This window comes from Cellulomonas sp. CW35 (genome assembly GCF_052378485.1).
Lineage (GTDB): Bacteria > Actinomycetota > Actinomycetes > Actinomycetales > Cellulomonadaceae > Cellulomonas > Cellulomonas uda.
In genome coordinates, this window is record NZ_CP199000.1 from 1557800 (window position 1) to 1578951 (window position 21152).

General features: G+C 75.1%; 20 protein-coding genes. 15 read left to right on the forward strand and 5 right to left on the reverse strand.

Annotation, left to right across the window (positions count from 1 at the left end; genetic code table 11):
* Positions 1-45: 45 nt before the first annotated feature.
* Together ACT17Q_RS07200 and ACT17Q_RS07205 are read left to right on the forward strand one after the other, a co-directional pair.
* On the forward strand, positions 46-1083 hold the full coding sequence (locus ACT17Q_RS07200) for a GNAT family N-acetyltransferase (RefSeq protein ID WP_444665219.1): 1038 nt from the start codon (positions 46-48) through the stop codon (positions 1081-1083).
* A gap of 115 nt (positions 1084-1198) precedes the next feature.
* The gene (locus ACT17Q_RS07205) at positions 1199-1957 is read left to right on the forward strand and encodes a lysoplasmalogenase (protein WP_094180203.1); all 759 of its coding nucleotides are present in this window, start codon (positions 1199-1201) and stop codon (positions 1955-1957) included.
* Between the two features lie 28 nt (positions 1958-1985).
* Here ACT17Q_RS07205 and ACT17Q_RS07210 read toward each other — a convergent pair whose 3' ends face one another.
* Positions 1986-4472 carry a DNA gyrase/topoisomerase IV subunit A gene (locus tag ACT17Q_RS07210; RefSeq protein WP_444665220.1) on the reverse strand — a complete coding sequence of 829 codons (2487 nt, stop codon included), beginning with the start codon at positions 4470-4472 and terminating at the stop codon, positions 1986-1988.
* 119 nt (positions 4473-4591) lie between these two features.
* Between ACT17Q_RS07210 and ACT17Q_RS07215 the strand changes: the two genes are divergently transcribed.
* The 4 genes from ACT17Q_RS07215 to ACT17Q_RS07230 all read left to right on the forward strand — a co-directional run bounded on the left by ACT17Q_RS07215 (position 4592) and on the right by ACT17Q_RS07230 (position 9935).
* The gene (locus ACT17Q_RS07215; protein WP_444665221.1) at positions 4592-7357 is read left to right on the forward strand and encodes a GNAT family N-acetyltransferase; all 2766 of its coding nucleotides are present in this window, start codon (positions 4592-4594) and stop codon (positions 7355-7357) included.
* 68 nt (positions 7358-7425) lie between these two features.
* Positions 7426-7998: a DUF5998 family protein gene (locus ACT17Q_RS07220; RefSeq protein WP_094180200.1), complete on the forward strand. Its 573-nt coding sequence runs from the start codon at positions 7426-7428 to the stop codon at positions 7996-7998.
* Positions 7999-8011: 13 nt separating this feature from the next.
* Entirely contained in the window at positions 8012-9229 is a 1218-nt protein-coding gene (locus ACT17Q_RS07225) for an alkaline phosphatase family protein (protein ID WP_232514675.1), read from the forward strand.
* A 19-nt stretch (positions 9230-9248) separates the two neighbouring features.
* The gene (locus ACT17Q_RS07230) at positions 9249-9935 is read left to right on the forward strand and encodes a thymidine kinase (RefSeq protein WP_094180199.1); all 687 of its coding nucleotides are present in this window, start codon (positions 9249-9251) and stop codon (positions 9933-9935) included.
* A 49-nt stretch (positions 9936-9984) separates the two neighbouring features.
* Here ACT17Q_RS07230 and sepH read toward each other — a convergent pair whose 3' ends face one another.
* Positions 9985-11115 carry a septation protein SepH gene (gene sepH / locus ACT17Q_RS07235; RefSeq protein WP_444665222.1) on the reverse strand — a complete coding sequence of 377 codons (1131 nt, stop codon included), beginning with the start codon at positions 11113-11115 and terminating at the stop codon, positions 9985-9987.
* A 149-nt stretch (positions 11116-11264) separates the two neighbouring features.
* Here sepH and ACT17Q_RS07240 point away from each other — a divergent pair, with 149 nt between their 5' ends.
* The 3 genes from ACT17Q_RS07240 (at position 11265) to ACT17Q_RS07250 (ending at position 13231) form a co-directional block, all read left to right on the forward strand.
* On the forward strand, positions 11265-11918 hold the full coding sequence (locus ACT17Q_RS07240) for a TRIC cation channel family protein (protein WP_268531592.1): 654 nt from the start codon (positions 11265-11267) through the stop codon (positions 11916-11918).
* Complete coding sequence (locus tag ACT17Q_RS07245) at positions 11906-12769, forward strand: inositol monophosphatase family protein (protein ID WP_444665223.1); 864 nt, start codon at positions 11906-11908, stop codon at positions 12767-12769. Before ACT17Q_RS07240 ends, ACT17Q_RS07245 begins: the two co-directional genes overlap by 13 nt.
* 162 nt (positions 12770-12931) lie before the next feature.
* Complete coding sequence (locus tag ACT17Q_RS07250) at positions 12932-13231, forward strand: DUF4193 domain-containing protein (protein WP_013883495.1); 300 nt, start codon at positions 12932-12934, stop codon at positions 13229-13231.
* A gap of 82 nt (positions 13232-13313) precedes the next feature.
* On the opposite strand, the gene ACT17Q_RS07255 is transcribed toward ACT17Q_RS07250, so the two are convergent.
* Positions 13314-13826 (reverse strand): DUF3093 domain-containing protein, encoded by a 513-nt coding sequence (locus ACT17Q_RS07255; RefSeq protein WP_444665224.1) that lies wholly within the window; start codon positions 13824-13826, stop codon positions 13314-13316.
* Here ACT17Q_RS07255 and dut point away from each other — a divergent pair.
* The 4 genes from dut (at position 13825) to ACT17Q_RS07275 (ending at position 16424) form a co-directional block, all read left to right on the forward strand.
* Positions 13825-14370: a dUTP diphosphatase gene (gene dut / locus ACT17Q_RS07260; RefSeq protein WP_141319418.1), complete on the forward strand. Its 546-nt coding sequence runs from the start codon at positions 13825-13827 to the stop codon at positions 14368-14370. The two genes, ACT17Q_RS07255 and dut, sit on opposite strands and share 2 nt — an antisense overlap.
* 133 nt (positions 14371-14503) lie before the next feature.
* Positions 14504-15274, forward strand: coding sequence for a DUF3710 domain-containing protein (locus ACT17Q_RS07265; protein ID WP_444665225.1), 771 nt, complete (start codon positions 14504-14506; stop codon positions 15272-15274).
* Entirely contained in the window at positions 15271-15639 is a 369-nt protein-coding gene (locus ACT17Q_RS07270) for an OB-fold nucleic acid binding domain-containing protein (RefSeq protein WP_094180192.1), read from the forward strand. The genes ACT17Q_RS07265 and ACT17Q_RS07270 overlap by 4 nt, the downstream gene beginning before the upstream one ends.
* An 83-nt stretch (positions 15640-15722) precedes the next feature.
* A complete protein-coding gene (locus ACT17Q_RS07275) occupies positions 15723-16424 on the forward strand; it encodes a DUF3159 domain-containing protein (RefSeq protein ID WP_444665368.1) in 702 nt (233 codons plus the stop codon).
* Here ACT17Q_RS07275 and ACT17Q_RS07280 read toward each other — a convergent pair.
* Together ACT17Q_RS07280 and ACT17Q_RS07285 are read right to left on the reverse strand one after the other, a co-directional pair.
* Positions 16360-17073, reverse strand: a complete 714-nt coding sequence (locus tag ACT17Q_RS07280) for a potassium channel family protein (protein WP_444665226.1) — start codon at positions 17071-17073, stop codon at positions 16360-16362. The genes ACT17Q_RS07275 and ACT17Q_RS07280 overlap by 65 nt on opposite strands.
* A complete protein-coding gene (locus ACT17Q_RS07285; protein ID WP_094182198.1) occupies positions 17070-17720 on the reverse strand; it encodes a potassium channel family protein in 651 nt (216 codons plus the stop codon). Before ACT17Q_RS07285 ends, ACT17Q_RS07280 begins: the two co-directional genes overlap by 4 nt.
* Positions 17721-17824: 104 nt before the next feature.
* Here ACT17Q_RS07285 and ACT17Q_RS07290 point away from each other — a divergent pair, with 104 nt between their 5' ends.
* Together ACT17Q_RS07290 and ACT17Q_RS07295 are read left to right on the forward strand one after the other, a co-directional pair.
* Complete coding sequence (locus tag ACT17Q_RS07290; protein WP_094180190.1) at positions 17825-19825, forward strand: APC family permease; 2001 nt, start codon at positions 17825-17827, stop codon at positions 19823-19825.
* Positions 19818-21086: a class I SAM-dependent RNA methyltransferase gene (locus ACT17Q_RS07295; RefSeq protein WP_444665227.1), complete on the forward strand. Its 1269-nt coding sequence runs from the start codon at positions 19818-19820 to the stop codon at positions 21084-21086. The genes ACT17Q_RS07290 and ACT17Q_RS07295 overlap by 8 nt, the downstream gene beginning before the upstream one ends.
* Positions 21087-21152: the final 66 nt, after the last annotated feature.

A 21152-nucleotide genomic window follows, 5' to 3' on the forward strand; every position in this document is an offset into this window, starting at 1 on the left:
CAATTCCGGTTGCCCGTGAGCCGGTCGAGGCCCGAGCCTGGGCGCATGTCCTCCGACACCACCACGCTGCGCCCGATCGCGGAGCGCGCTCAGGCGCCCGCCGAGGTCCGGGTGCCGTCCACCGCGACCGGCCTCACCTGGCGTCCGCTCACGCCGTCCGACACGCCCGCGCTGACCCGGCTCGTCAACGACATCGAGGTCGCCGACGCGGAGCCGTTCCGCACGTCGGACGAGGAGATCGCCGAGCGCTTCGACGGCTCGGGCAAGGACATCGCACGGGACACGCTCGCGGGCGTCGACGAGGCCGGTGAGCTGCGGGCGTGGGCGTTCGTCGTCCAGCCGCCCGGCGACGTGAGCGTGGTACGCACGTTCCTGGAGGGCGGCGTGCACCCGCGGTGGCGCGGCCGCGGCGTCGGGCGCGAGGTGCTCGCGTGGGAGGTCGACCGGGCGCGCCAGCTCCTCGCCGCGACCGGCAAGGACGTACCGGCGCGCATCGGTGCGTTCGCGTCCGAGCAGGCGGCCGCCACGGTGGGCCTGCTGCGGTCCGCGGGGCTGACGCCCGTGCGGGTGTACTTCGAGATGCGCCGGCCGCTCGACGTCGCCCTCCCGGACGCGCCCCTGCCGCCCGGCCTGCGCGTCGAGGCGTGGTCCGACGCGCGCGACGAGGACGCGCGGCTCGCGCACAACGACGCGTTCGCGTCGCACTGGGGGAGCGAGCCCCGTACTCCCGAGTCGTGGCAGGAGGGCCGCGCGCAGTTCGCGCCCGGGTGGAGCCTGCTCGCGGTGGACGATGCGACCGACGAGATCGCGGGCTACCTCGTGGCCGGGCGGTACGAGCAGGACTGGGAGGTCGCCGGCTACAGCTCCGGCTACGTCGAGCTGCTCGGCGTCCGGCCAGCGTGGCGCGGGCGGGGCATCGCCCCGGCGCTGCTGACCGCGTTCATGGCGCGGCTGCGGGAGGAGGGCATCCAGGTCGCCGAGCTCGGGGTCGACACCGAGAACCGGTCCGGGGCGCTCGGGCTGTACACGCGGCTGGGGTTCGAGGCGTTCCACAGCTCGACGCTGTACTCGATCGAGCTCTGAGCGTCGAAGCCCTGACCGGGCGTCCCGGCGCGCGCGTCGGCCCGGGTAGCATCCCGTCCGGCGGACGACGAGGTCCGCCGTCGTGCTGCCGGGACACCGGCGGGAAGGACGCCCGATGCTCTCGTCGGCCGTGCTGCGGTCGTGGTCCGTCGCCTACGTCGTGCTCGTCGCGACCCACCTCGGCGCGCTGCTCGCGGATGCCGACGCGCTCGCCGACCTCACGCAGTGTCTGGTGATGCCCGCGCTCGCGGGTGTGCTCGCGGCCGCGACCCGCTGGCCGCGCGGGCGCGTCGTGACGTGGGCCTTCGCGGCGCTCGCGGCGTCGTTCCTGGGGGACTCGCTGCCGCGGCTGCTCGACGGTGACGCCGCGTTCCTCGCGATGGTCGGGTGCTTCCTGCTCGCGCAGGTCGCCTACGTGGTCGCGTTCGCCCCGCGCGTGCGCCGCAGCGTGGTGCGCACGGCGCCCGGCCGGCTCGCGGCGTACGCGGGCGTGCTCGTCGTCCTGGTCGCGGTGTGCGCCCCGCACGCGGGCGCGCTGCTCGTGCCGGTGGCGGTGTACGGGGGCGTCCTGACCGCCATGGCGGTGCTCGCCACCGGGCTCGGGCGGCTCGGCGCGGTGGGCGGTGCGGTGTTCCTGGTGTCCGACGCGCTCATCGCGCTGGGGCGGTTCGTGCCCGGCTGGGACCTCGCGGGCCACGACGTCTGGGTCATGCTCACGTACACCGTGGGCCAGGCGCTGCTCGTCGTCGCGGTCGCGCGGGACAACCGCGAGCGTCGCCGCGTGCGTCCCGCCCCGGCCCGCGAGGTGCGCGCCGCGCGGCCGCCCGACAACGTCGTGGCGCTCGTCGCGGCGCGCCGGGGGCTTCAGGTCTGAGCGCGCGGTCGGACGCCGCCCCGACGCCTCACCCGATGGCGTGCACGGGCGCGTGCAGGGGGACGCCGGACATGTCGCGGCGGGGGTCCACCGCCGGCAGCTCGACAGGCTGCCCCGCCGAGCCGCACGCCCACGCGGGAGCGGGTCCGACCCACGCGAGGATCAGCGCGTCCTCGCCCTTGAGGAACCGGTGCGAGCGCACGCCGCCCGTCGCGCGGCCCTTGCCGGGGTAGACCTCGAACGGCGAGACCTTCGCGGATCCCGCCTGCGTGCCCGGCAGCGCCGACGACGACCCCGCGACGGTCACCACGACGGCCTCACCGGCGCGTGCGGCGGGCACGCTCGCGAACGCGACCACGCGCTGGCCCGCGGCGAGCTTGATGCCCGCCATGCCGCCTGCCGCGCGGCCCTGCGGCCGGACCTGCGAGGCGGTGAAGTGCAGCAGGGACGTGTCGGACGAGACGAGCACGAGCTCGTCGTCGTCCGTGACGTGCGCGGCGCCGACGACCTCGTCCCCGTCCTTGAGGGAGACGACCTCCCACGCGTCCTTGTTGCCCGGCACGTCCCCCTGCGCGACGCGCTTGACGACGCCCTGCGCGGTCGCGAGCGCGAGCGTCGGGGCGTCGTCGGCGAGCGACGCGAGCGCGACGACGCGCTCGCCCGCCTCGAGCGCGACGACCTCGCCGAGCGGGACACCGCCCCCGAGCGACGGCGCGCCGTTCGTCGGGGGCAGCGCGGGCAGGTCGAGCACCGAGAGGCGCACGACCCGGCCACGGGAGGTGACCGCGCCGATCTCGGCACGCGCGCTGGTCGCGACGACCGAGGCCAGCACGTCGTGCTTCGAACGCCGCGCGTCGGCGGCACGCTCGAGCGGTTCGTCGGTCGCGGTGCGCGCGAGCAGGCCGGTGCCGGACAGCAGCGCCCAGCACGGGGTGTCGGCGATCTCGAGCGACGGTGCGGCGGCGCGGGACGAGCCCTTCGCAGCGGGCGCACCGCTGAGCGCCGTGCCGCCCGCGGACTCGAGGAGGATCGTGCGGCGGGGCGTGCCGTAGGTCGCGGCGGCCTGCGCCATCTCGTCGGAGACGAGCTCGCGCAGCCGCGCGTCGTCCGCGAGGATCGCGCGCAGCTCGGCGATCTCGGACTCCAGCTGCTCCTTCTCGCGCTCGAGCTCGAGGCGCGAGAACTTCGTCAGCCGGCGCAGGCGCAGCTCGAGGATGTACTCCGCCTGCGGCTCCGACAGGTCGAACACGACACGCAGGCGCGAGCGGGCGGCCTCCGCGTCGTCCGACGACCGGATGACCTGGATGACCTCGTCGATGTCGAGGATCGCGACGAGCAGGCCCTCGACCAGGTGCAGGCGCTCGAGACGCTTGTCGAGCCGGTGCTGCGAGCGGCGGCGCACGACGGACAGCCGGTGCGCCACCCAGACCTCGAGCAGCTCGCGCAGGCCGAGCGTGCGCGGCTGGCCGTCGACGAGCGCGACGTTGTTGATCGAGAACGAGTCCTCGAGCGGGGTCGCGCGGTAGAGCTGCTCGAGCACGGCGTCGGGGTCGAAGCCCGTCTTGACCTCGATCACCAGGCGCAGGCCGTGCGCGCGGTCGGTGAGGTCCACGACGTCCGAGATGCCGGAGAGCTTCTTCGCCTGGACGCCCTCCTTGATCTTCTCGATGACCTTCTCGGGGCCGACCGTGTAGGGCAGCTCCGTCACGACGATGCCCTTGCGGCGCGGCGTGACGTTCTCGATCCGCGCGGTCGCCCGGGTGCGGAACGCGCCGCGGCCCGTGCGGTACGCGTCGCGCACGCCGTCGAGCCCGACGATCTTGCCGCCGGTCGGCAGGTCGGGACCCGGCACGAACCGCATGAGGTCCTCGAGCGTCGCGTCGGGGTGCATCACGAGGTGGCGGGCCGCGGCGACGACCTCGACGAGGTTGTGCGGGGCCATGTTCGTCGCCATGCCGACCGCGATGCCGGACGCGCCGTTGACCAGCAGGTTCGGCAGCGCGGCGGGCAGGACCTCGGGCTGCGTGAGCTTGTTGTCGTAGTTCGGGACGAAGTCGACGACGTCCTCGTCGAGCTCCGCGGTCATCGCCGTGGCGGCCGGCGCCATGCGCGCCTCGGTGTACCGCGGTGCGGCCGGGCCGTCGTCGAGCGAGCCGAAGTTCCCGTGCCCGTCCACGAGCGGCAGGCGCAGGCTGAACGGCTGCGCGAGGCGCACCATCGCGTCGTAGATCGCGGCGTCCCCGTGCGGGTGGAGCTTGCCCATGACCTCGCCGACGACGCGCGCCGACTTCACGTACGGCCGGTCGGGACGCAGGCCCATGTCGGCCATCTGGAACAGGATGCGCCGCTGCACGGGCTTGAGGCCGTCGCGGGCGTCGGGCAGCGCGCGCGAGTAGATGACCGAGTACGCGTACTCGAGGAACGAGCCCTCCATCTCGGTCGCGACGTCGATGTCGACGATCTTCTCGACGAGGTCCTCGGGCGGGAGGTTCGGGGTCGCGGGGCGACGCGCCATGGGTGGATGCGCTCCTCGGGTGCTGCGGCTGCGGCGTGGTCCGGCGTGGGGTCGACCCACATTGTCGCGTGCGGGACGAGGTGGACGTGCCAGGCGCGCGGGATCGCTAGCCTGGCGGGATGGACGAGCAGGTGGCCCGCGACGAGGCGGAGGCACGGTACCCGGCCGCGTGGGAGGCCGACGTCGTCCTCCAGGACGGCGGGACCGCGCGCGTGCGTCCGATCCGCCCGTCCGACGCCGACGCGCTCCAGGCGTTCCACGTCGCGCAGTCCGAGCGCTCGACGTACCTGCGGTTCTTCGCGCACCTCGAGCGGCTGCCGGAGCGTGACCTGCGACGGCTCGTGACGGTCGACCACGACGCGCGGGTCGCGCTCGTCGCGACCGTCGACGACGACGAGGCACCCGGGTACCGGATCATCGGCGTCGCGCGGTACGACCGGCTGGACGACGACGAGGCCGAGGTCGCGTTCAACGTGTCCGACGCGCACCAGGGCCGGGGCGTCGGCTCCGTGCTGCTCGAGCACCTCGCCGCGGCGGCGCGCGAGCGCGGTGTGCGGCGGTTCGTGGCCGAGGTGCTGCCGCAGAACGGTCGCATGCTCGCGGTGTTCCGCGACGCCGGGTACGAGGTCCGCCAGCACGCCGAGGACGGCGTGGTCGCGCTCGGGTTCGACATCGACCCCACGGACCGGTCGCTCGCGGTCATGGCGGACCGGGAGCACCGCTCCGAGGCGCGCTCGATGCGTGCGGTGCTGGGTGCGCGGTCGGTGCTCGTCGTCGGACCCGCCCTCCCGGGTACCGCGCACCCGCGCCGGCTGCACCTGGGCATCGCCCGCGCGCTCGTCGCGCACCTCGCGCTCGCGGACCCGGCCGTGCGGGTGCAGTCGGTGGGCACGGACCCGCTGCCGGAGGCGGCGCCCGACGAGAACGGCGGGGACGAGGCCGACCACGGCGCGGCGTTCACGGCGGCGTTCGCGCACGTCACCGGCCCGGTCGACCTGGCGGTCCTGGCGGTCCCCGCCGCCCGCGCGCCGGCGGTCGTGCGCGCGGTCGCGCAGACGGGCGCCCGCGCGGTCGTCCTGACGAGCACCGGGTACGCCGAGACCGGGCCCGAGGGGCTCGCGCTGCAGCGCGAGGTGCTCGCCGCCGCGCACGGCGCGGGGCTGCGCGTCATCGGGCCGGGGTCCTACGGCGTCGTGTCGCTCGGCGAGGACGGTGCGCTCAACGCCTCGCTCGCCGACGAGCTCCCGCGCCCCGGGCGGCTCGGCCTGTTCAGCCAGTCCGCCGCGCTCGCCGTCCCGCTGCTCGCCGCGGTGCGCCGCCGAGGGCTCGGGCTCGCGGAGTTCGTCTCGGCCGGGCACCGCGCGGACGTGTCGGGCAACGACCTGATGCAGTTCTGGGCGGACGACGACGGCACGGACGTCGTCGGCCTCTACCTCGAGTCGATCGGCAACCCCCGCAAGTTCTCCCGCGTCGCGCGGCGGCTCGCGCTCGCCAAGCCCGTGATCGTGCTGACCGCGGGCCGCTCCGGCCACGTGGTGCCGCCCGGGCACGCGGTCCGCGCGACCCAGGCGCCCGCCCGCGTCGTCGACGAGCTCATGCGGCAGTCGGGGGTGATCCGCGTCGAGAACACGCACCAGATGCTCGACGTCGCGCAGGTCCTGGGCGCACAGCCACTGCCCGCGGGACGGCGCGTCGCGGTGGTGTCCAGCTCGTCGTCCGTCGCGGCGCTCGTCGCGGAGGCCGCCTCGACGGCCGGGCTCGTCGTCGCGGGCGCCCAGGTCCTGCCGGAGGACGCGAGCGACGAGGCGGCGCACGCCCAGGTGCGCGCCGCGCTCGAGGACGACGACGTGGACGTCGCGATCGTCGTGCGGATCCCGCTCGTGGGCGGACCGGACCTCGCGTTCGCCCGAACCCTGGCGGGCGTCGCCGCGAGCAGCGGCAAGACGGTCGTGGCGTGCATGCTCGGCCTGCACGGGCTGACCGACGAGCTCACGGCGCCGGACGCCGACGGGACGCCGCGCACCGTGCCCGCCTACGCGACGCCCGAGGACGCGGCCCTCGCGCTCGGGCTCGCGGCGCGCTACGCCTCCTGGCGCGCGCGCGACCACGGCCGGCCCCTGCACCCCGAGGGCGCGGACCTGCGTGCCGCAGGACGCCTCGTGCGCGGGTGGTTGCCCGCGGCGGCGGAGCGCGAGGTCGAGCTGACCGCCGCGCAGGCCGCGCAGCTCCTCGCGACCGTCGGCGTGGACGTGCTCGCGTCGACGCCCGTGCACGACGCCGACGAAGCGGTGGCCGCCGCCCGCGCGATCGGCTACCCGGTCGCGCTCAAGACCACCGTCCCGGCGCTGCGGCACCGGGCCGACCTGGGCGGGATCCGGCTCGACGTGGCGGACGACGTCGAGCTGCGCGCGGACGTCGCCGAGGTGCTCGCGCTCGCGGCGCAGCACCGCTCCGAGGCGGGCGTCGCCCCGCTCGAGGTGCAGGCGATGGCGCCGCGCGGGTCGTCGTGCGTGCTGCGCACCGTCGAGGACCCGCTGTACGGGCCCGTGCTCAGCCTCGGGATGTCGGGCGACGCGTCCGACCTGCTCGGCGACGTGTCGTACGGCATCCCGCCGCTGACCGACGTCGACGTGGCCGACCTCGTGCGCGCGCCGCGCGCCGCGCCGCGGCTCTTCGGGTACCGCGGGCTGCCGCCGCTCGACGTGGCCGCGCTCGAGGACGTCGTCGCGCGCGTCGCCGTCCTGTCCGACGCGCTGCCCGAGCTGCGCAGCCTCGAGCTCAACCCGGTCGTCGTCGCGGAACGGGGAGCCGTCGCGCTCGCGGCCCGCGCGACGCTCGCGCACGCGGACCGCGCCGACGCGACCCGCCGCCTGCAGCGCGGCTGACGCCCGTGTGTCCACATCCACGCCCCGCGCGCTGGGGCGCAGCGGCCGACCGGTGCGAGGATGTGCAGATGCCCGCAGCTTCTCGCTCCCTCCACGAGGACCTGTACCGCGCCGGGTACTACCCGGAGCTCGTCGCCGACGTCCTCGACGTCGCGCTCGCCGACGAGCCGGTCATGGCGCACCTCGTCCACCCCGAGACGACGTTCGACTCCGCCGAGGTGCGCCGGCACGTGACGGTGCTCGTCCTGACCCCGACGCGCCTGGTCTGCGCGCACGTCGACGACCACCCCGCCGACTCCGAGCACCCGTCGTCGGCCGCCTCCGCGACCACCGAGTCGGTGCCGCTGAGCGAGCTGCGCTCGGTCGTGCTCACGCACGTGGTCGAGCGGCCCGAGAGGCACAGCGCGGGCAAGCCCACGCTGGAGCTCACGCTGGCGATCGGCTGGGGCGCGGTCTCGCGCGTGGACCTCGAGCCCGCGTCGTGCGGCGACCCGGCGTGCGAGGCCGACCACGGCTACACCGGCACGCTGGCGCCCGACGACGTGGTCGTGCGTGTGAGCGCCGCCGCCGAGGGCGCCGAGTCCGTGCGCGCGGCGACCCAGTTCGCGCGCACGCTCTCCGCGGCCAGCGCGGCTCGCTGACGTGGTGACCCACGTGGAGGGTCGGGCTCTGCCCGCGGTCCTCGAGGAAGCCGTCGAGCAGCACGGTTTCGTGCTCCCCGGCTCCGACGCGCGTGCGGGCCTCGGCTCGGTCCTCGTCGCGGCGGCGGGCGCGGTGCTGACCGGGACGGCGCCCGCGGGTGCCACCTCGCTCGACGCGGTCGCGGGCGCGTGGCACGCCGCGCAGGAGCGGCTCGGCCTGCCCGTCGCGCCGCGCGTATGCGTCGTGCTCGTCGACGGGCTCGGCCACCTCAACCTCGCCGAGCGCAGCGGCCACGCACCGTTCCTGCGCCGCGCCGGCGCCGGCTGCGAGCCTGTGACCAGCACGTTCCCGTCGACGACCGCCACCGCGCTCGGCACGTTCGGCACGGGCGTCGAGCCCGGCGGGACCGGGATGCTCGGCTACACCGTGCGCGTTCCGGGCACGGGCGCGCTCGCGAACCTCGTGCAGTGGAGCGGCGCGCCCGAGCCGGAGGAGTTCCAGCCGCACGCGAGCACGCTCGAGCTGCTCGCGGGCGCCGGGGTCACCGTCACCAGCGTCGGGCCCGCGCGGTTCGCCGGGTCGGGACTCACGCGCGCCGCGCTGCGCGGCGCGCGCTACGTGCCCGCGGAGTCCCTCGCGGACCGCGTCGACGCCGCGGTGCGCGCGCTGCGCGAGCCAGGTCTCGCCTACCTGTACTGGGGCGACGTCGACAAGGTCGGCCACCACCAGGGGGTCGGCTCGCACGCGTGGGGCGACGCGCTCGCGGACGCCGACTCGGAGCTCGCCCGGCTGGCGCGCTCGCTGCCTCGCGGCACCGTCCTCGTCGTGACCGCGGACCACGGGATGGTCGACGTCGACCCCCGGCTGCGCTGGGACGTGGCGACGGACCCACGACTCGCCGCGGGCGTCGCGCTCGTGGCGGGGGAGCCGCGCGCGAGCCACGTGCACCTCGAGACGGGCGCCCCGCTCGAGCGCGTGCGGGACGCGTGGCGCGACGTGCTCGGCGACGCGGCAGTGGTCCTCACGCGCGGGGAGGTCGTGGACGCCGGGCTGCTCGGTCCCGTCGCGGACCGTGTGCTGCCGATCGTGGGGGACCTCATGGTCGCCATGACGGGTGTGGCGACCGTCGTGGACACGCGCACGCAGACCGCCGCGTCGCTCGAGATGGTCGGCGTGCACGGGTCGCTCACGCCGCAGGAGATGCTGGTGCCGTGCATCGTCGTGGCATGACGCAGGGGTGGGGGTAGCGGTGGCCGAGCTCGTCTTCTTCTCGGGCACGATGGACTGCGGGAAGTCGACCCTCGCGCTCCAGATGCACCACAACCACGCGGCGCGGGGCCGTGACGGTCTGCTCTTCACCCGCCAGGACCGCGCGGGCTCCGCCACGATCTCGTCCCGGCTCGGCCTGACCAAGCGCGCGTACGAGGTCGACGACCGCACCGACTTCTGGGTCGAGGTGCTCGGCCGCCGCACGCAGGGCCGGCCCGTGGACTACCTCATCGGCGACGAGGCGCAGTTCTACACCGCGGCGCAGGTCGAGCAGCTCGCTCGCGTGGTCGACGAGCTCGGCGTCGACGCGTACGCGTTCGGGATCTCGTCGGACTTCCGTGCACGCCTGTTCCCCGGCGCGCAACGGCTCGTCGAGCTCGCCGACCGCGTCGAGATCCTCCAGGTGCGAGCCCTGTGCTGGTGCGGTGCGCGCGCGACGCACAACGCCCGCACGGTCGACGGCGTCATGGTCGTCGAGGGCGAGCAGGTGGTCGTCGGCGACGTCGCGGGGGCGTCCGACCCGCACCACGGCGAGGTGCAGTACGAGGTGCTGTGCCGGCGCCACCACATGCGCCGCATGACGGCCGCCGCGTCGCGCGCGCTCGCGCCGGACGCGGCGCCCGCCCCCCAGCCCGTGCTCGCGGAGCAGCCGACGCTCGACGTGTGACGCGGGGGACCGCCGGGGGACCGCCGGGGCGCTCGCCCCGGCGCGTGCCTCACTCGGGGCGGGCCCCGAACACGATCTCGTCCCAGCTCGGCACCTTCGCGCGGCCCTTGCGGGCTCGCGGGCGCTCCTCGGCCGCCGGCTCCACCGCGGGCTCGGCCGTCGGCTCCGACGGCGGCGCGGTCTCGTCGGCCACCGCGACGGTCGAGTCGGCCTTGTCGGCCCGGGCGGGCAGGTCGTGCGACCCCGCGACGGGAGGCATCGACGGGCGGCGCGGGTGCAGCACGACGGCCTCGCGCTGCGGGTCCGCGTCCGCCGGGTGCGCGCCCGGGACGTCGTCGAGCCGCGTGAAGTCGAACGCGTGCTGCGGCCCGAACCCCTCGAACGCGCCGTCGTCCTCGTCGTCGTCGCCCTCGGCGACGCTCTGCCGCACGCCCCGCCGCGCCTGCAGGTCGTCGAGCAGCGCGTGCGTGCGCTCGTCGGCGTCCACCGCCGGCTGCTCGTGGGTGTCGTCGTCGACCGGCCCGTCGCCGACGTGGCGCACCGAGCCCACCGACTCGAAGTCGAAGACCACGTCCCGCACCGCCGACAGGTGCCGACGTGCCACGGGCTCGTCGGGCAGCTCCGTCTCGGACAGCCACCGGGCCTCGTCCTCGTCCGCGACGAGCGTGCGCGCGCCCGGGTCGAACGTCCAGCGGGCCTCGCGCGGCGAGTCGTCCACCGAGAACCGCGCGAGCACGCACCAGGGGCCGTGCGGCTCACGCGCCGCGTCCCACGAGAGCGAGCCGAGGTCCACCCCGCGCGCGGCGAGCCGGTCCGTGACGAGGTCGCCCAGCACCGGGGCGCCGTGGTCACGCCCGACGCGCGTCGCGCGCGCCTGCTCCGCGACGTACTCGCGCTCCGCGAGGACCGGGCCCTCGTAGCGGCGCACGTGCGCGACCGGCAGGCCGGACGCGTCCGCGACCTCCTGCGTCGTCGCACCGGCCCGGATGCGCGCCTGGATCTCACGCGGGCTGAGCGAGCTCGCTCCCTCGGCCCGCAGCTGCTCGAGCTGTGGGCGGTCGCGCCGCACCGCGGCGCGCAGCGGCTCGTCGATGCGGACGCGGAAGCGCTGGCCGTCCGCGCGCGCGAGCACCAGGTGCTCGCCGTCGTCGTGCAGGCCCACCAGCTCGAGCTCGTCCATGCGTCCTCCTACTGCGTCACGGTCGAGGGTGCCACCTTCTGGGTGTCTCGCGGCGGAGGTGCGCCCGGTGTGCCGCCTGTCGTCGTGATCGTCACACCGCGACACGCCAGGACGGTGCCCGCGACCGCCCCGGCTGTCATCATGCCGTCGTGGTGGAGGACATCCCGTTCGGACCGGTGCTCGAGCTCGTCGGTGTGCTCGTGGGCGCGATGTCCGGAGCCCTCGCGGCCGTGCGCAAGCAGTTCGACGTGTTCGGGATCGTCGTGCTCGGCTGGGCCGCAGGGCTGGGCGGCGGCATGCTGCGCGACGTCCTGATCGGCGCCGTGCCACCGGTCGGGATCGCGGACTGGCGGCTGATCACGACAGCGGTGCTCGGGGCGTTCCTCATGTATTTCTTCCACCCGCGGCTGGAGCGCGCGCGGCGGGTCATCGTCGTGCTGGACGCCGGTGCGCTCGCCGTGTTCACCGTCGTCGGGACCGTCAAGGGCCTCGAGTACGGCACCACGGCCGTGGCGGCGGTCATCGTGGGCGTGATGACCGGCGCCGGCGGGGGAGTGCTGCGCGACGTGCTCTCGGGCGAGGTGCCGGTCGTCCTGCACGACCGCCAGCTGTACGCCATCCCGTCGATGCTGGGCGCGATCGGGGTCGCGGTCTGCTGGTCCGTGGGGTGGCGGACGCCCGTCGTCCTGTCGGCGGTGGTGGTCGGGATCTTCGCGCTGCGGGTGCTGTCGCTGCGGTTCAGGCTGCACGCGCCGGGCCCGTGGCGGGGCCGCCCCGGCGGGCAGGCAGGATGGTCGCCATGACGACCTCCGCACCGCACGACGTCCAGGCCCTCGTCGAGACGGCCGCCACCCTCGCGCGTGAGGCCGGTGCGCTGGTCCACGACGGACGGCCCGACACGGTCCAGGTGCACGCCACCAAGTCGAGCCCGGTCGACGTCGTCACCGCGATGGACCTCGCGTCGGAGGCGCTGCTGCGGCGACGGCTCGCCGAGCTGCGGCCCGGTGACGGGATCCTCGGCGAGGAGCAGGGGTACGAGCCGGGCACGACCGGTGTGACGTGGGTCGTCGACCCGATCGACGGGACCGTGAACTACCTGTACGGGCTCTCGTCGTGGTCGGTGTCCGTCGCGGCGGTCGTCGGGGAGCCCGGTGCGCCGCTGGACGTCGCTCCCGGACCGCGGACGTGGACCGTGCTCGCCGGTGCGGTGCACGCGCCGGTCGAGGGCCGCACGTTCCTCGCCGGCCGAGGTCTGGGCGCGACCCGCGACGGCGTGCCGCTGCGCGCGAACGACGCCCGGCCGCTCGACCGCTGCCTGGTCGGGACGGGCTTCGGCTACCTGGTGGAGCGGCGCCGGGCGCAGGCCGCGGTCGTCGCCGAGCTGCTCCCGCTCGTGCGTGACGTCCGTCGTCTCGGGTCCGCCGCGCTCGACCTGTGCGCGGTCGCGTCGGGCACTCTCGACCTCTACTACGAGCGTGGGCTGCAGCCGTGGGACCTCGCGGCGGGGGCGCTCGTCGCGCAGGAGGCGGGCGCGGTGGTGACGGGTCTGCGGGGGCGTCCGGCGGACCAGGAGATGACCGTCGCCGGGCCGCGCGGCGCCGTGGAGCCGCTGGTAGCGTTCCTCGAGGCGAAGGGTGCCGACACGACGGCGTGAGCGGTATCACTCGTCCGAGTGATCCCGAGTGCGCAGGTTGCGCTCGCACGCGTCCCGGAAGTGGTGCACAATCCCCTCCGCGCGGGAACAAACGGCTCCAGTCATGCATTGATCACGCGTACTCATCAGCCTGCAACACCAAGACGGAGTGTGACGCCCCACATGGCTACCGACTACGACGCCCCGCGCAAGACCGAGGAAGACCTCAGCGAGGACTCCCTCCAGGAGCTTCAGGCGCGGCGTGCGGACAAGAACTCGGGCGTGGTCGACGAGGACGAGACGGAGGCCGCCGAAGGGTTCGAGCTCCCGGGTGCCGACCTGTCCGGCGAGGAGCTCTCGGTCCGCGTCCTGCCGCGCCAGGCGGACGAGTTCACGTGCTCGCGCTGTTTCCTCGTGCATCACCGCAGCCAGCTCGCGTACGAGCGCGACGGCCAGCAGGTCTGCTCGGAGTGCGCTGCCTGACGTCCTTCGTCACCGCAGGCGCCCGTACGACGACGGCCGGTCCCTCCGGGGGTCGGCCGTCGTCGTGTCCGGGCCGGCCGGGTCAGTCGCGCGTGAGCGCGGCGACGAGCGCGGCGGGGCGGCGGGTCGAGACGAGCCAGTACGGCGTCGGGTCCTGCGGGTCCTCGACGTCGACGCGCACGGCCGTGCGGATCCACCCGCGCAGGCACACGTAGGCGCGCGCGTCGAGGCCGGGGCCGAGCGCCTCGCGCAGCGCGGGCCCCTCGAGCACGACCGGGTCGCGCAGGAGGTCCAGCGGGATGTGCGCGCGGCCGGCGTGCAGCTCGCCGGCGTGGACGCGCACACGCGGCGTCCACCGCAGCACCAGCACGACCGTGACGACGGCGACGACGAGCGCGACGACGGTCGCGAGCACGGCGTCCACGGGCAGCAGCGCGACCCACACCGTCAGCGCGAGCCCGACGACCGCGAGCCACCCCAGCGGGGCGGGGCGTAGCCGCTCGTCGAACGAGGCGCCCGGCACGGGGGAGGGAGCGGACGCGGGACGCGTCGTCTCGTCGGACGTCGGGCGTGCGGGGTCGGAGCTCGCGGACATGGCACCAGCATCCCAGACCGGGGCCGGTAGGGTCGGCGCCGTGACGACCGACCCCGCGCTCGAGGTGCTGCTGCAGCGCCTCGACCCCGACCTGCCCGTCCCGTCGTACGCCCACCCGGGCGACGCGGGCGCCGACCTCGTGACCAGGGTCGACGTCGTGATCCCGCCGCAGGGTCGGGTCACGGTGCCGACGGGCACGGCGATCGCGCTGCCCGACGGCTACGCCGCGTTCGTGCACCCCCGATCGGGCCTCGCGGCGCGCCACGGCCTGACCATCGTCAACGCGCCCGGGACCGTGGACGCGGGCTACCGGGGCGAGATCGCGGTGACCCTGCTGAACACCGACGTCGAGCACCCCGTCGAGCTGCACCGCGGCGACCGCGTCGCGCAGCTCGTCGTGCAGAAGGTCGAGCGCGTGCGCTTCGTCGAGGTCGAGCGCCTGCCCGGCTCGCACCGCGGCGAGGGCGGGTTCGGGTCGAGCGGCGGGTGGAGGTCCGCGGCCGCGGCGGCACCGGCCGAGCAGGCGGCAGGCCCCGACGCCTGACGAGGGCCCGTCTGCGGCTAGGTTCGGGACGCCGCGCGGGCTAGTGTCGAACGAGGAGCACCAGTGCAGGCTGCCCGCCGCCGGACGGCGCGGGCGCGCGACGGGCGCGACAGCGCCCGAGGAGGAGTGACACGTGGCGATTTTCCGGCGCCGCCCGCAGGGCGACGACGAGCCCCAGGTGGCCGACGAGCGGCTCGACGCCGAGCCGACCGGGGACGCGGAGGCGGACGCGTCCGCCTCCGACGACGCGCTCGACACCGTCACCGCGGAGCGTCCGGCCGGCGGGCCGTGGGACGCCGACGACGAGGCGACCGCACTGCCGCGGCTCGACCTCGGCGCGCTGCGGCTGCCCGGCGTGCCCGGCATGGAGCTGCGCATGGAGGTCGACAAGACCACGAACGCGGTGTCCGCGGCGGCGGTCTCGATCGACGGGTCGACGCTGCAGCTGCAGGCGTACGCCGCACCGCGCACCGAGGGCATCTGGGACGAGATCCGTCAGGAGATCCAGCAGTCCGTGGTGCAGCAGGGCGGCGCCGCCGACGACCTGCCCGGCCCGTTCGGGCGCGAGCTGCTGGCCCGGCTCCCCGCGCGCACGCCGGAGGGCCGCACGGCCCACCGCCCGGCGCGCTTCCTGGGCGTCGACGGGCCGCGCTGGTTCCTGCGCGGCGTCATCACGGGCCGCGCGGCGGTCGAGCCGGACGCCGCCCAGGTGCTCGAGCGGGTCTTCGGCGAGGTCGTGGTCGTCCGGGGCACCGACGCCCGCCCGCCGCGCGACCTGCTCACCCTCACGCTGCCCAACCGGCAGGAGCCCGGCGCGGCGCCGGCGGCCGACGAGCCGCCCGCAGCGCAGGAGCCCGACTTCGACCCGCTCACGCGGGGTCCGGAGATCACGGAGATCCGATGACGCTCAAGGAGCTGCTGCACACGCTCTCGGCCTCGCAGGCCGAGGTCGAGGCCGCGGAGGAGCGGGTCGAGGCCGGGCGGTCCGTGGGCTGCACGACCGTCGAGAGCGCCCCGCCGCGGCGTCGCGCCAAGGTGAGCGGCGTCCTGCGCTCGGTGACGTTCCGTCCCCGGCAGGGTGTGCCCGCGCTCGAGGCCGAGCTGTACGACGGCTCGGGCTCGCTCGCGCTCGTGTGGTTGGGACGCCGCGAGATCGCCGGCATCATCCCGGGCCGCCGCCTGACGGCGGAGGGCATGGTGTGCCTCGTCGACGGGCGCCGCGCGATCTTCAACCCGCGCTACGAGCTGCGCCCCCGGCCGGGCGAGTGAGCACGCCCGACGAGCGGCCCCCGGCCGCACCGCTTGACGCGGTCGACGACGTGGTCCCGCCCGAGGAGGGCGGGGCACGCGGCATGCGCGTGCTGGCCTCCGACACGTTCTCGGCGTCGGACGCCGTCGGCGGGGTGCGGGGCGTGGTCGAGTCCATCGCGCCGGGGCTGCTGTTCGTCGTCGTGTACCTCGCCACCGGGCAGCGGCTGACGCCCGCGCTGGTCGCCGCGGCCGGCGCCGCGCTCGTCGCGGTCGTCGTGCGGCTCGCGCAGCGCACGCCCGTGACGCAGGCGCTGTCGGGCGTGATCGGCGTCGGCGTGGGTGTCGTGTGGGCGTGGCGGACGGGCGACGCGAGCGACTACTTCGCGTACGGGCTGTGGGTCAACGCGGCCTACCTCGTCGGCACGCTCGCCACGGTTCTCGTCGGGTGGCCGCTCGTCGGTCTCGTCATGGGGCTGTTCGCGGCCGACGGGCCGCTGTCGGGCGGTCCCTGGCGCAACGTCGTCGCGTGGCACGACGACCGCGAGCTGCGCCGCGCCTACACGCTCGCGACGCTGCCGTGGGTCGGGATGTTCGCACTGCGGCTCGTCGTGCAGGTCCCGCTGTACCTCAACGACGACGTCGCGTGGCTCGGCACGGCGAAGCTGGCGATGGGCGTGCCGCTCACGGCGCTCGTGCTGTGGGTCAGCTGGGTGCTGGTGCGTCCGGTGCAGCGAGCCGTCAGGGCACGCTCGGCGCAGGACCCGCAGGACCAGCAGGAGCAGGCACCTTCGTCGCACCCGTGAGGAGGGCCTCGAGGGCGCCCTCGTCGGCCTCGCGGCTCGTCACGAACAGCAGCTCGTCGCGCCCCTCGAGCGTGTCGTCGACGCTGGGTGCGATCGGGCGGCCGTCGCGCACGATGCAGGCGAGCACCACGTCGGTCGGCCACGCCACCTGACCCACGCGCACCCCGACGAGCGGGGCGTCCAGCGGGAGCGTGATCTCGAGGATGTCGGCACCCGACTGGTGGAACGTGAAGATCCGCACCAGGTCGCCGACAGCCACGGCCTCCTCGACCATCGCCGTCATGATGCGCGGCGTGGAGACCGCGACGTCCACGCCCCACGCCTCGTCGAACATCCACTCGTTCTTCGGGTTGTTCACGCGGGCGACCGTGCGCGGCACGCCGAACTCGGTCTTCGCGAGCAGGGAGATGACGAGGTTCGCTTTGTCGTCGCCCGTGGCGGCCACCATGACGTCGCACTCGTCGGCGCGTGCCTCGCGCAGCGTCGGCAGCTCGCACGCGTCCGCGAGCAGCCAGTCGGCCTCCGCGACCTGCGCCACCCGCATCGCCGTCGGCTGCCGGTCGATCAGCGTGACCTCGTGCTCGTGCGCGAGGAGCTCGCGCGCGATCGAGCGGCCCACGGACCCCGCGCCTGCGATGACGACCCTCATTCGGACACCCCCGGCTCGGCGGTCAGCACGCGCTCGACGTGCGCGAGGCCGTCGACACGGGCCATGACGTGCACGACGTCGTTCTCCTGCAGGACGGTCGACGCGTCCGGCAGCACGCCGTCGCCGTACCGCGTGAGGTACGCGACGCGCACGCCCGCGGCGGCCTCGAGCTGCGTGACGGGCCGGCCGACCCAGCCCGTGTGGACGTCGACCTGGGCGAGCGTGAGCTGCCCCGACGAGTCGCGGAACTCGTCCGTGGCGCCGAGCGGCAGCAGGCGGCGCAGCACCTGGTGCGCCGTCCAGCGCACGGTCGCGACCGTCGGGATGCCGAGCCGCTGGTAGATCTCGGCCCGGTGCGGGTCGTAGATGCGGGCCACGACATTCTCGATCTTGTACGTCTCGCGTGCGACCCGCGCCGCCAGGATGTTCGAGTTGTCGCCGTCCGCGACGGCCGCGAAGCCGTACGCGTCGTCGATCCCGGCCTTCACGAGGGTGTCCCGGTCGAAGCCGAGACCCGTGACCTTGTGCCCCGCGAAGCCGCCGGACAACCGGCGGAACGCCTCGGGGTTCTGGTCGATCACGGCGACGGAGTGGCCGTTCTCCTCGAGCGTCTGCGCGAGGTTCGCGCCCACCCGACCGCAGCCCATGATGACGAAGTGCACAGCGCGTCACGCTATACCCCCGCAGGTGCACCCGCAGCCACCGGGGCGCGTCGCACGCGCACGGCCGGGTACGCCTACGATGGGGCATCGTGTCGGACCTCGCGGATGCCGCCAAGAGACTTCTCCTCGGACGCCCCGTCCGCAGCGACAGGCTCGGCCACACGCTCCTGCCGAAGCGGGTCGCGCTGCCGGTGTTCGCCTCTGACGCGCTCTCGTCCGTCGCGTACGCCCCCGACGAGATCCTGCTGACGCTGTCGCTCGCCGGCATGTCGGCGCTCGTGATCTCGCCGTGGGTCGGTCTGGCCGTCGTGGTCGTGATGATCACCGTCGTCGCCAGCTACCGGCAGAACGTCCACGCCTACCCCTCGGGCGGCGGTGACTACGAGGTCGCGACGGTGAACCTCGGGCCGAACGCCGGCGTGACCGTCGCGAGCGCCCTGCTCGTGGACTACGTGCTGACCGTCGCGGTGTCGATCTCGTCGGGCGCGCAGTACGCCGCCGCGGCGGTCCCGGCCCTCAAGGGGCACGAGGCCGTGTTCGCGATCGGGCTCGTCGTGCTCCTCACGCTGGTCAACCTGCGCGGCGTGAAGGAGTCCGGCAGCGCGTTCGCCGTCCCCGTGTACCTGTTCATGCTCGCGATCGGCATGATCGCGGTGGTCGGCTCGGTGCGCTACGCCATGGGCACGCTGCCCATGGCCGAGAGCGCGGGCTTCGAGGTGGCCGCCGAGGCCGGGTTCGAGAACGGGCTCACCGGCCTCGCCGGGTTCTTCCTCGTCCTGCGCTCGTTCGCGTCGGGGTGCGCGGCGCTCACCGGTGTCGAGGCGATCAGCAACGGCGTGCCGGCGTTCCGCAAGCCCAAGTCGCGCAACGCGGCGACCACGCTGGCGCTGCTCGGCGCCATCTCGGTGACGATGATCCTGTCGATCCTCATGCTCGCGCGTGCCACCGGGGTGAAGTTCGCCGACGACCCGCACGAGCAGTTGCTGGTCGACGGCGTGCCCGTGGGAGCCGACTACGAGCAGCACCCGGTGATCGCGCAGCTCGCGTCGGCGGTGTTCGAGGGTGCACCCGTGCTGGTCGCGGTCATCGCGATCGTCACCGGCCTCATCCTCGTGCTCGCCGCGAACACCGCGTTCAACGGCTTCCCGGTGCTCGGCTCGATCCTCGCGCGGGACGGGTACCTGCCGCGCCAGCTCCACACGCGCGGCGACCGGCTCGCGTTCTCCAACGGCATCGTCACGCTCGCCGTGGTCGCGATCGGGCTCATCTGGGCGTTCGACGCCGAGGTCACGCGGCTCATCCAGCTCTACATCGTCGGCGTGTTCGTGTCGTTCACGCTCAGCCAGCTCGGGATGGTCCGGCACTGGACGCGCGCGCTGCGCACCGAGCCGAACCCGACCACGCGAGCCCGCATGAAGCGTTCGCGGGTGGTCAACGCGATCGGTCTCGGGATGACGGCGACCGTGCTCCTGGTCGTCCTGGCCACCAAGTTCACGCACGGCGCGTGGATCGCGATCCTCGCGATGGTCGTCGTGTTCGTGCTCATGCAGGCGATCCACCAGCACTACGTGACCGTGCGGCGCGAGCTCGCGCTGGGCGAGGACGCCGCCGCGGCGCGCGCGCTGCCGAGCCGGGTGCACGCGATCGTCCTCGTCTCGCACCTGCACCGTCCGACGATGCGCGCGCTCGCGTACGCGCGAGCCGCACGCCCGCAGGTCCTCGAGGCGGTCACGGTGGGCGTCGACGAGGAGGACGTCGCGCGGCTGCGCGCGCAGTGGGACGAGATGGACCTGCCCGTGCCGCTGCGGGTCCTCGACTCGCCGTTCCGCGAGATCACGCGCCCGGTGCTGCAGTACGTGCGTTCCGTGCGCCGCGACAGCCCGCGCGACCTCGTCGTCGTGTACATCCCCGAGTACGTCGTCGGGCACTGGTGGGAGCAGCTCCTGCACAACCAGAGCGCGCTGCGGCTCAAGGGGCGCCTGCTGTTCACGCCCGGCGTGGTGGTCGCGTCGGTGCCCTGGCAGCTCGCGTCCTCCGAGGGTCACACCGGCCTCGAGGACCGCGTGCGCCCGGCGGTGCCGCGTGACTGAGAGCGCCACCGACGAGAAGGAGACGGCCATCATCGAGCTCGAGATCGAGCGGGTCGCCCACGGCGGCCACTGCGTCGCACGGCACGACGGGCGCGTGGTGTTCGTGCGCCACACGCTGCCGGGCGAGCGCGTGCGCGCGCGCCTCACGGACGCCGAGCCGGACGCCACGTTCTGGCGTGCCGACGCGGTCGAGGTCCTGGCGGCCTCGCCCGACCGCGTGGAGAGCGCGTGGCCGGCGGCCGGGCCGGACGGGGTCGGCGGTGGCGAGCTCGCGCACGTCGCGCTCCCCGCGCAGCGGGAGTGGAAGGCGGCCGTGCTCCGCGAGCAGCTGCAGCGGCTCGGCGGCGTCGAGCGTGACGTCGTCGTGCACGCGGCGCCGGGCGACGACGAGCGCGGCGGGCTCGCGTGGCGCACGCGCATCGACCTCGTGACGGACGACGAGGGCCGGGCGGGGATGCGACGCCACCGCTCGCACGACGTCGTCGCGCTCGACACGATGCCGCTCGCGGTCGAGGCGATCGCCGAGCTCGACCTGTTCTCGCGACGCTGGCCGGCGGGTGTGCGCGTCGAGGCGGTCGCGCCGGTCGGCGGGGACCGGCCCCTGGTGCTCGTCGACGGCACGCCGTTCGACCTGGGCCGGCGCCGCCCCGACACGCGGCCCAACGCACGCTCGTCCGTGCGCGAGGTGGTCGAGGCCGCCGGGTCGCGGTGGGAGTACCGCGTCGCGGCGGCCGGGTTCTGGCAGGTGCACCGCACGGCGCCCGCGACGCTCGTCGACGCGGTGCTGAGGGGTGCCGGTGACGTCGCCGGGGCGACCGTCGTGGACCTGTACGCGGGGGCGGGCCTGTTCACGGCGCCGCTCGCGGACGCCGTCGGTCCCGAGGGGCGTGTCGTGTCGGTCGAGGGCGACGCGCGGGCCGTGCGCGACGCGCGGCGCAACCTGCACGACCGGGAGCAGGTGACGCTGCACGTCGGTGACGTCGCGCGCACGCTCACGGGCGGTCGCGGGCAGGAGCCCGCGGTCGCGCACGCGGACGTCGTCGTGCTCGACCCGCCGCGCGCGGGTGCGGGTCGCAAGGTCGTCGACGCTCTCGTGTCGCTCGAGCCGCAGCGGGTCGTGTACGTCGCGTGCGACCCGGCCGCGCTCGGGCGCGACGTGGCGCTGCTCGCCGCCGCCGGGTACGAGCTCGTCGACGTCGCCGGTCACGACCTGTTCCCGATGACGCACCACGTCGAGGCGGTGGCCGTCTTCTCCCGCTGACCCCCGGCGCACGCCGCGACGCCCGCCGAGCCCCTGGGCCGGCGGGCGTCGCAGCGCGCGGGCCGG

Excerpts from the sequence above, each read along its gene's own strand:
- ACT17Q_RS07200 (WP_444665219.1), top strand. The coding sequence starts at position 46 with ATGTCCTCCGACACCACCACGCTGCGCCCGATCGCGGAGCGCGCTCAG.
- ACT17Q_RS07205 (WP_094180203.1), top strand. The coding sequence starts at position 1,199 with ATGCTCTCGTCGGCCGTGCTGCGGTCGTGGTCCGTCGCCTACGTCGTG.
- ACT17Q_RS07210 (WP_444665220.1), bottom strand. The coding sequence starts at position 4,472 with ATGGCGCGTCGCCCCGCGACCCCGAACCTCCCGCCCGAGGACCTCGTC.
- ACT17Q_RS07215 (WP_444665221.1), top strand. The coding sequence starts at position 4,592 with ATGGACGAGCAGGTGGCCCGCGACGAGGCGGAGGCACGGTACCCGGCC.
- ACT17Q_RS07220 (WP_094180200.1), top strand. The coding sequence starts at position 7,426 with ATGCCCGCAGCTTCTCGCTCCCTCCACGAGGACCTGTACCGCGCCGGG.
- sepH (WP_444665222.1), bottom strand. The coding sequence starts at position 11,115 with ATGGACGAGCTCGAGCTGGTGGGCCTGCACGACGACGGCGAGCACCTG.
- ACT17Q_RS07245 (WP_444665223.1), top strand. The coding sequence starts at position 11,906 with ATGGTCGCCATGACGACCTCCGCACCGCACGACGTCCAGGCCCTCGTC.
- ACT17Q_RS07250 (WP_013883495.1), top strand. The coding sequence starts at position 12,932 with ATGGCTACCGACTACGACGCCCCGCGCAAGACCGAGGAAGACCTCAGC.
- dut (WP_141319418.1), top strand. The coding sequence starts at position 13,825 with ATGGCACCAGCATCCCAGACCGGGGCCGGTAGGGTCGGCGCCGTGACG.
- ACT17Q_RS07255 (WP_444665224.1), bottom strand. The coding sequence starts at position 13,826 with ATGTCCGCGAGCTCCGACCCCGCACGCCCGACGTCCGACGAGACGACG.
- ACT17Q_RS07270 (WP_094180192.1), top strand. The coding sequence starts at position 15,271 with ATGACGCTCAAGGAGCTGCTGCACACGCTCTCGGCCTCGCAGGCCGAG.
- ACT17Q_RS07275 (WP_444665368.1), top strand. The coding sequence starts at position 15,723 with ATGCGCGTGCTGGCCTCCGACACGTTCTCGGCGTCGGACGCCGTCGGC.
- ACT17Q_RS07280 (WP_444665226.1), bottom strand. The coding sequence starts at position 17,073 with ATGAGGGTCGTCATCGCAGGCGCGGGGTCCGTGGGCCGCTCGATCGCG.
- ACT17Q_RS07285 (WP_094182198.1), bottom strand. The coding sequence starts at position 17,720 with ATGGGCTGCGGTCGGGTGGGCGCGAACCTCGCGCAGACGCTCGAGGAG.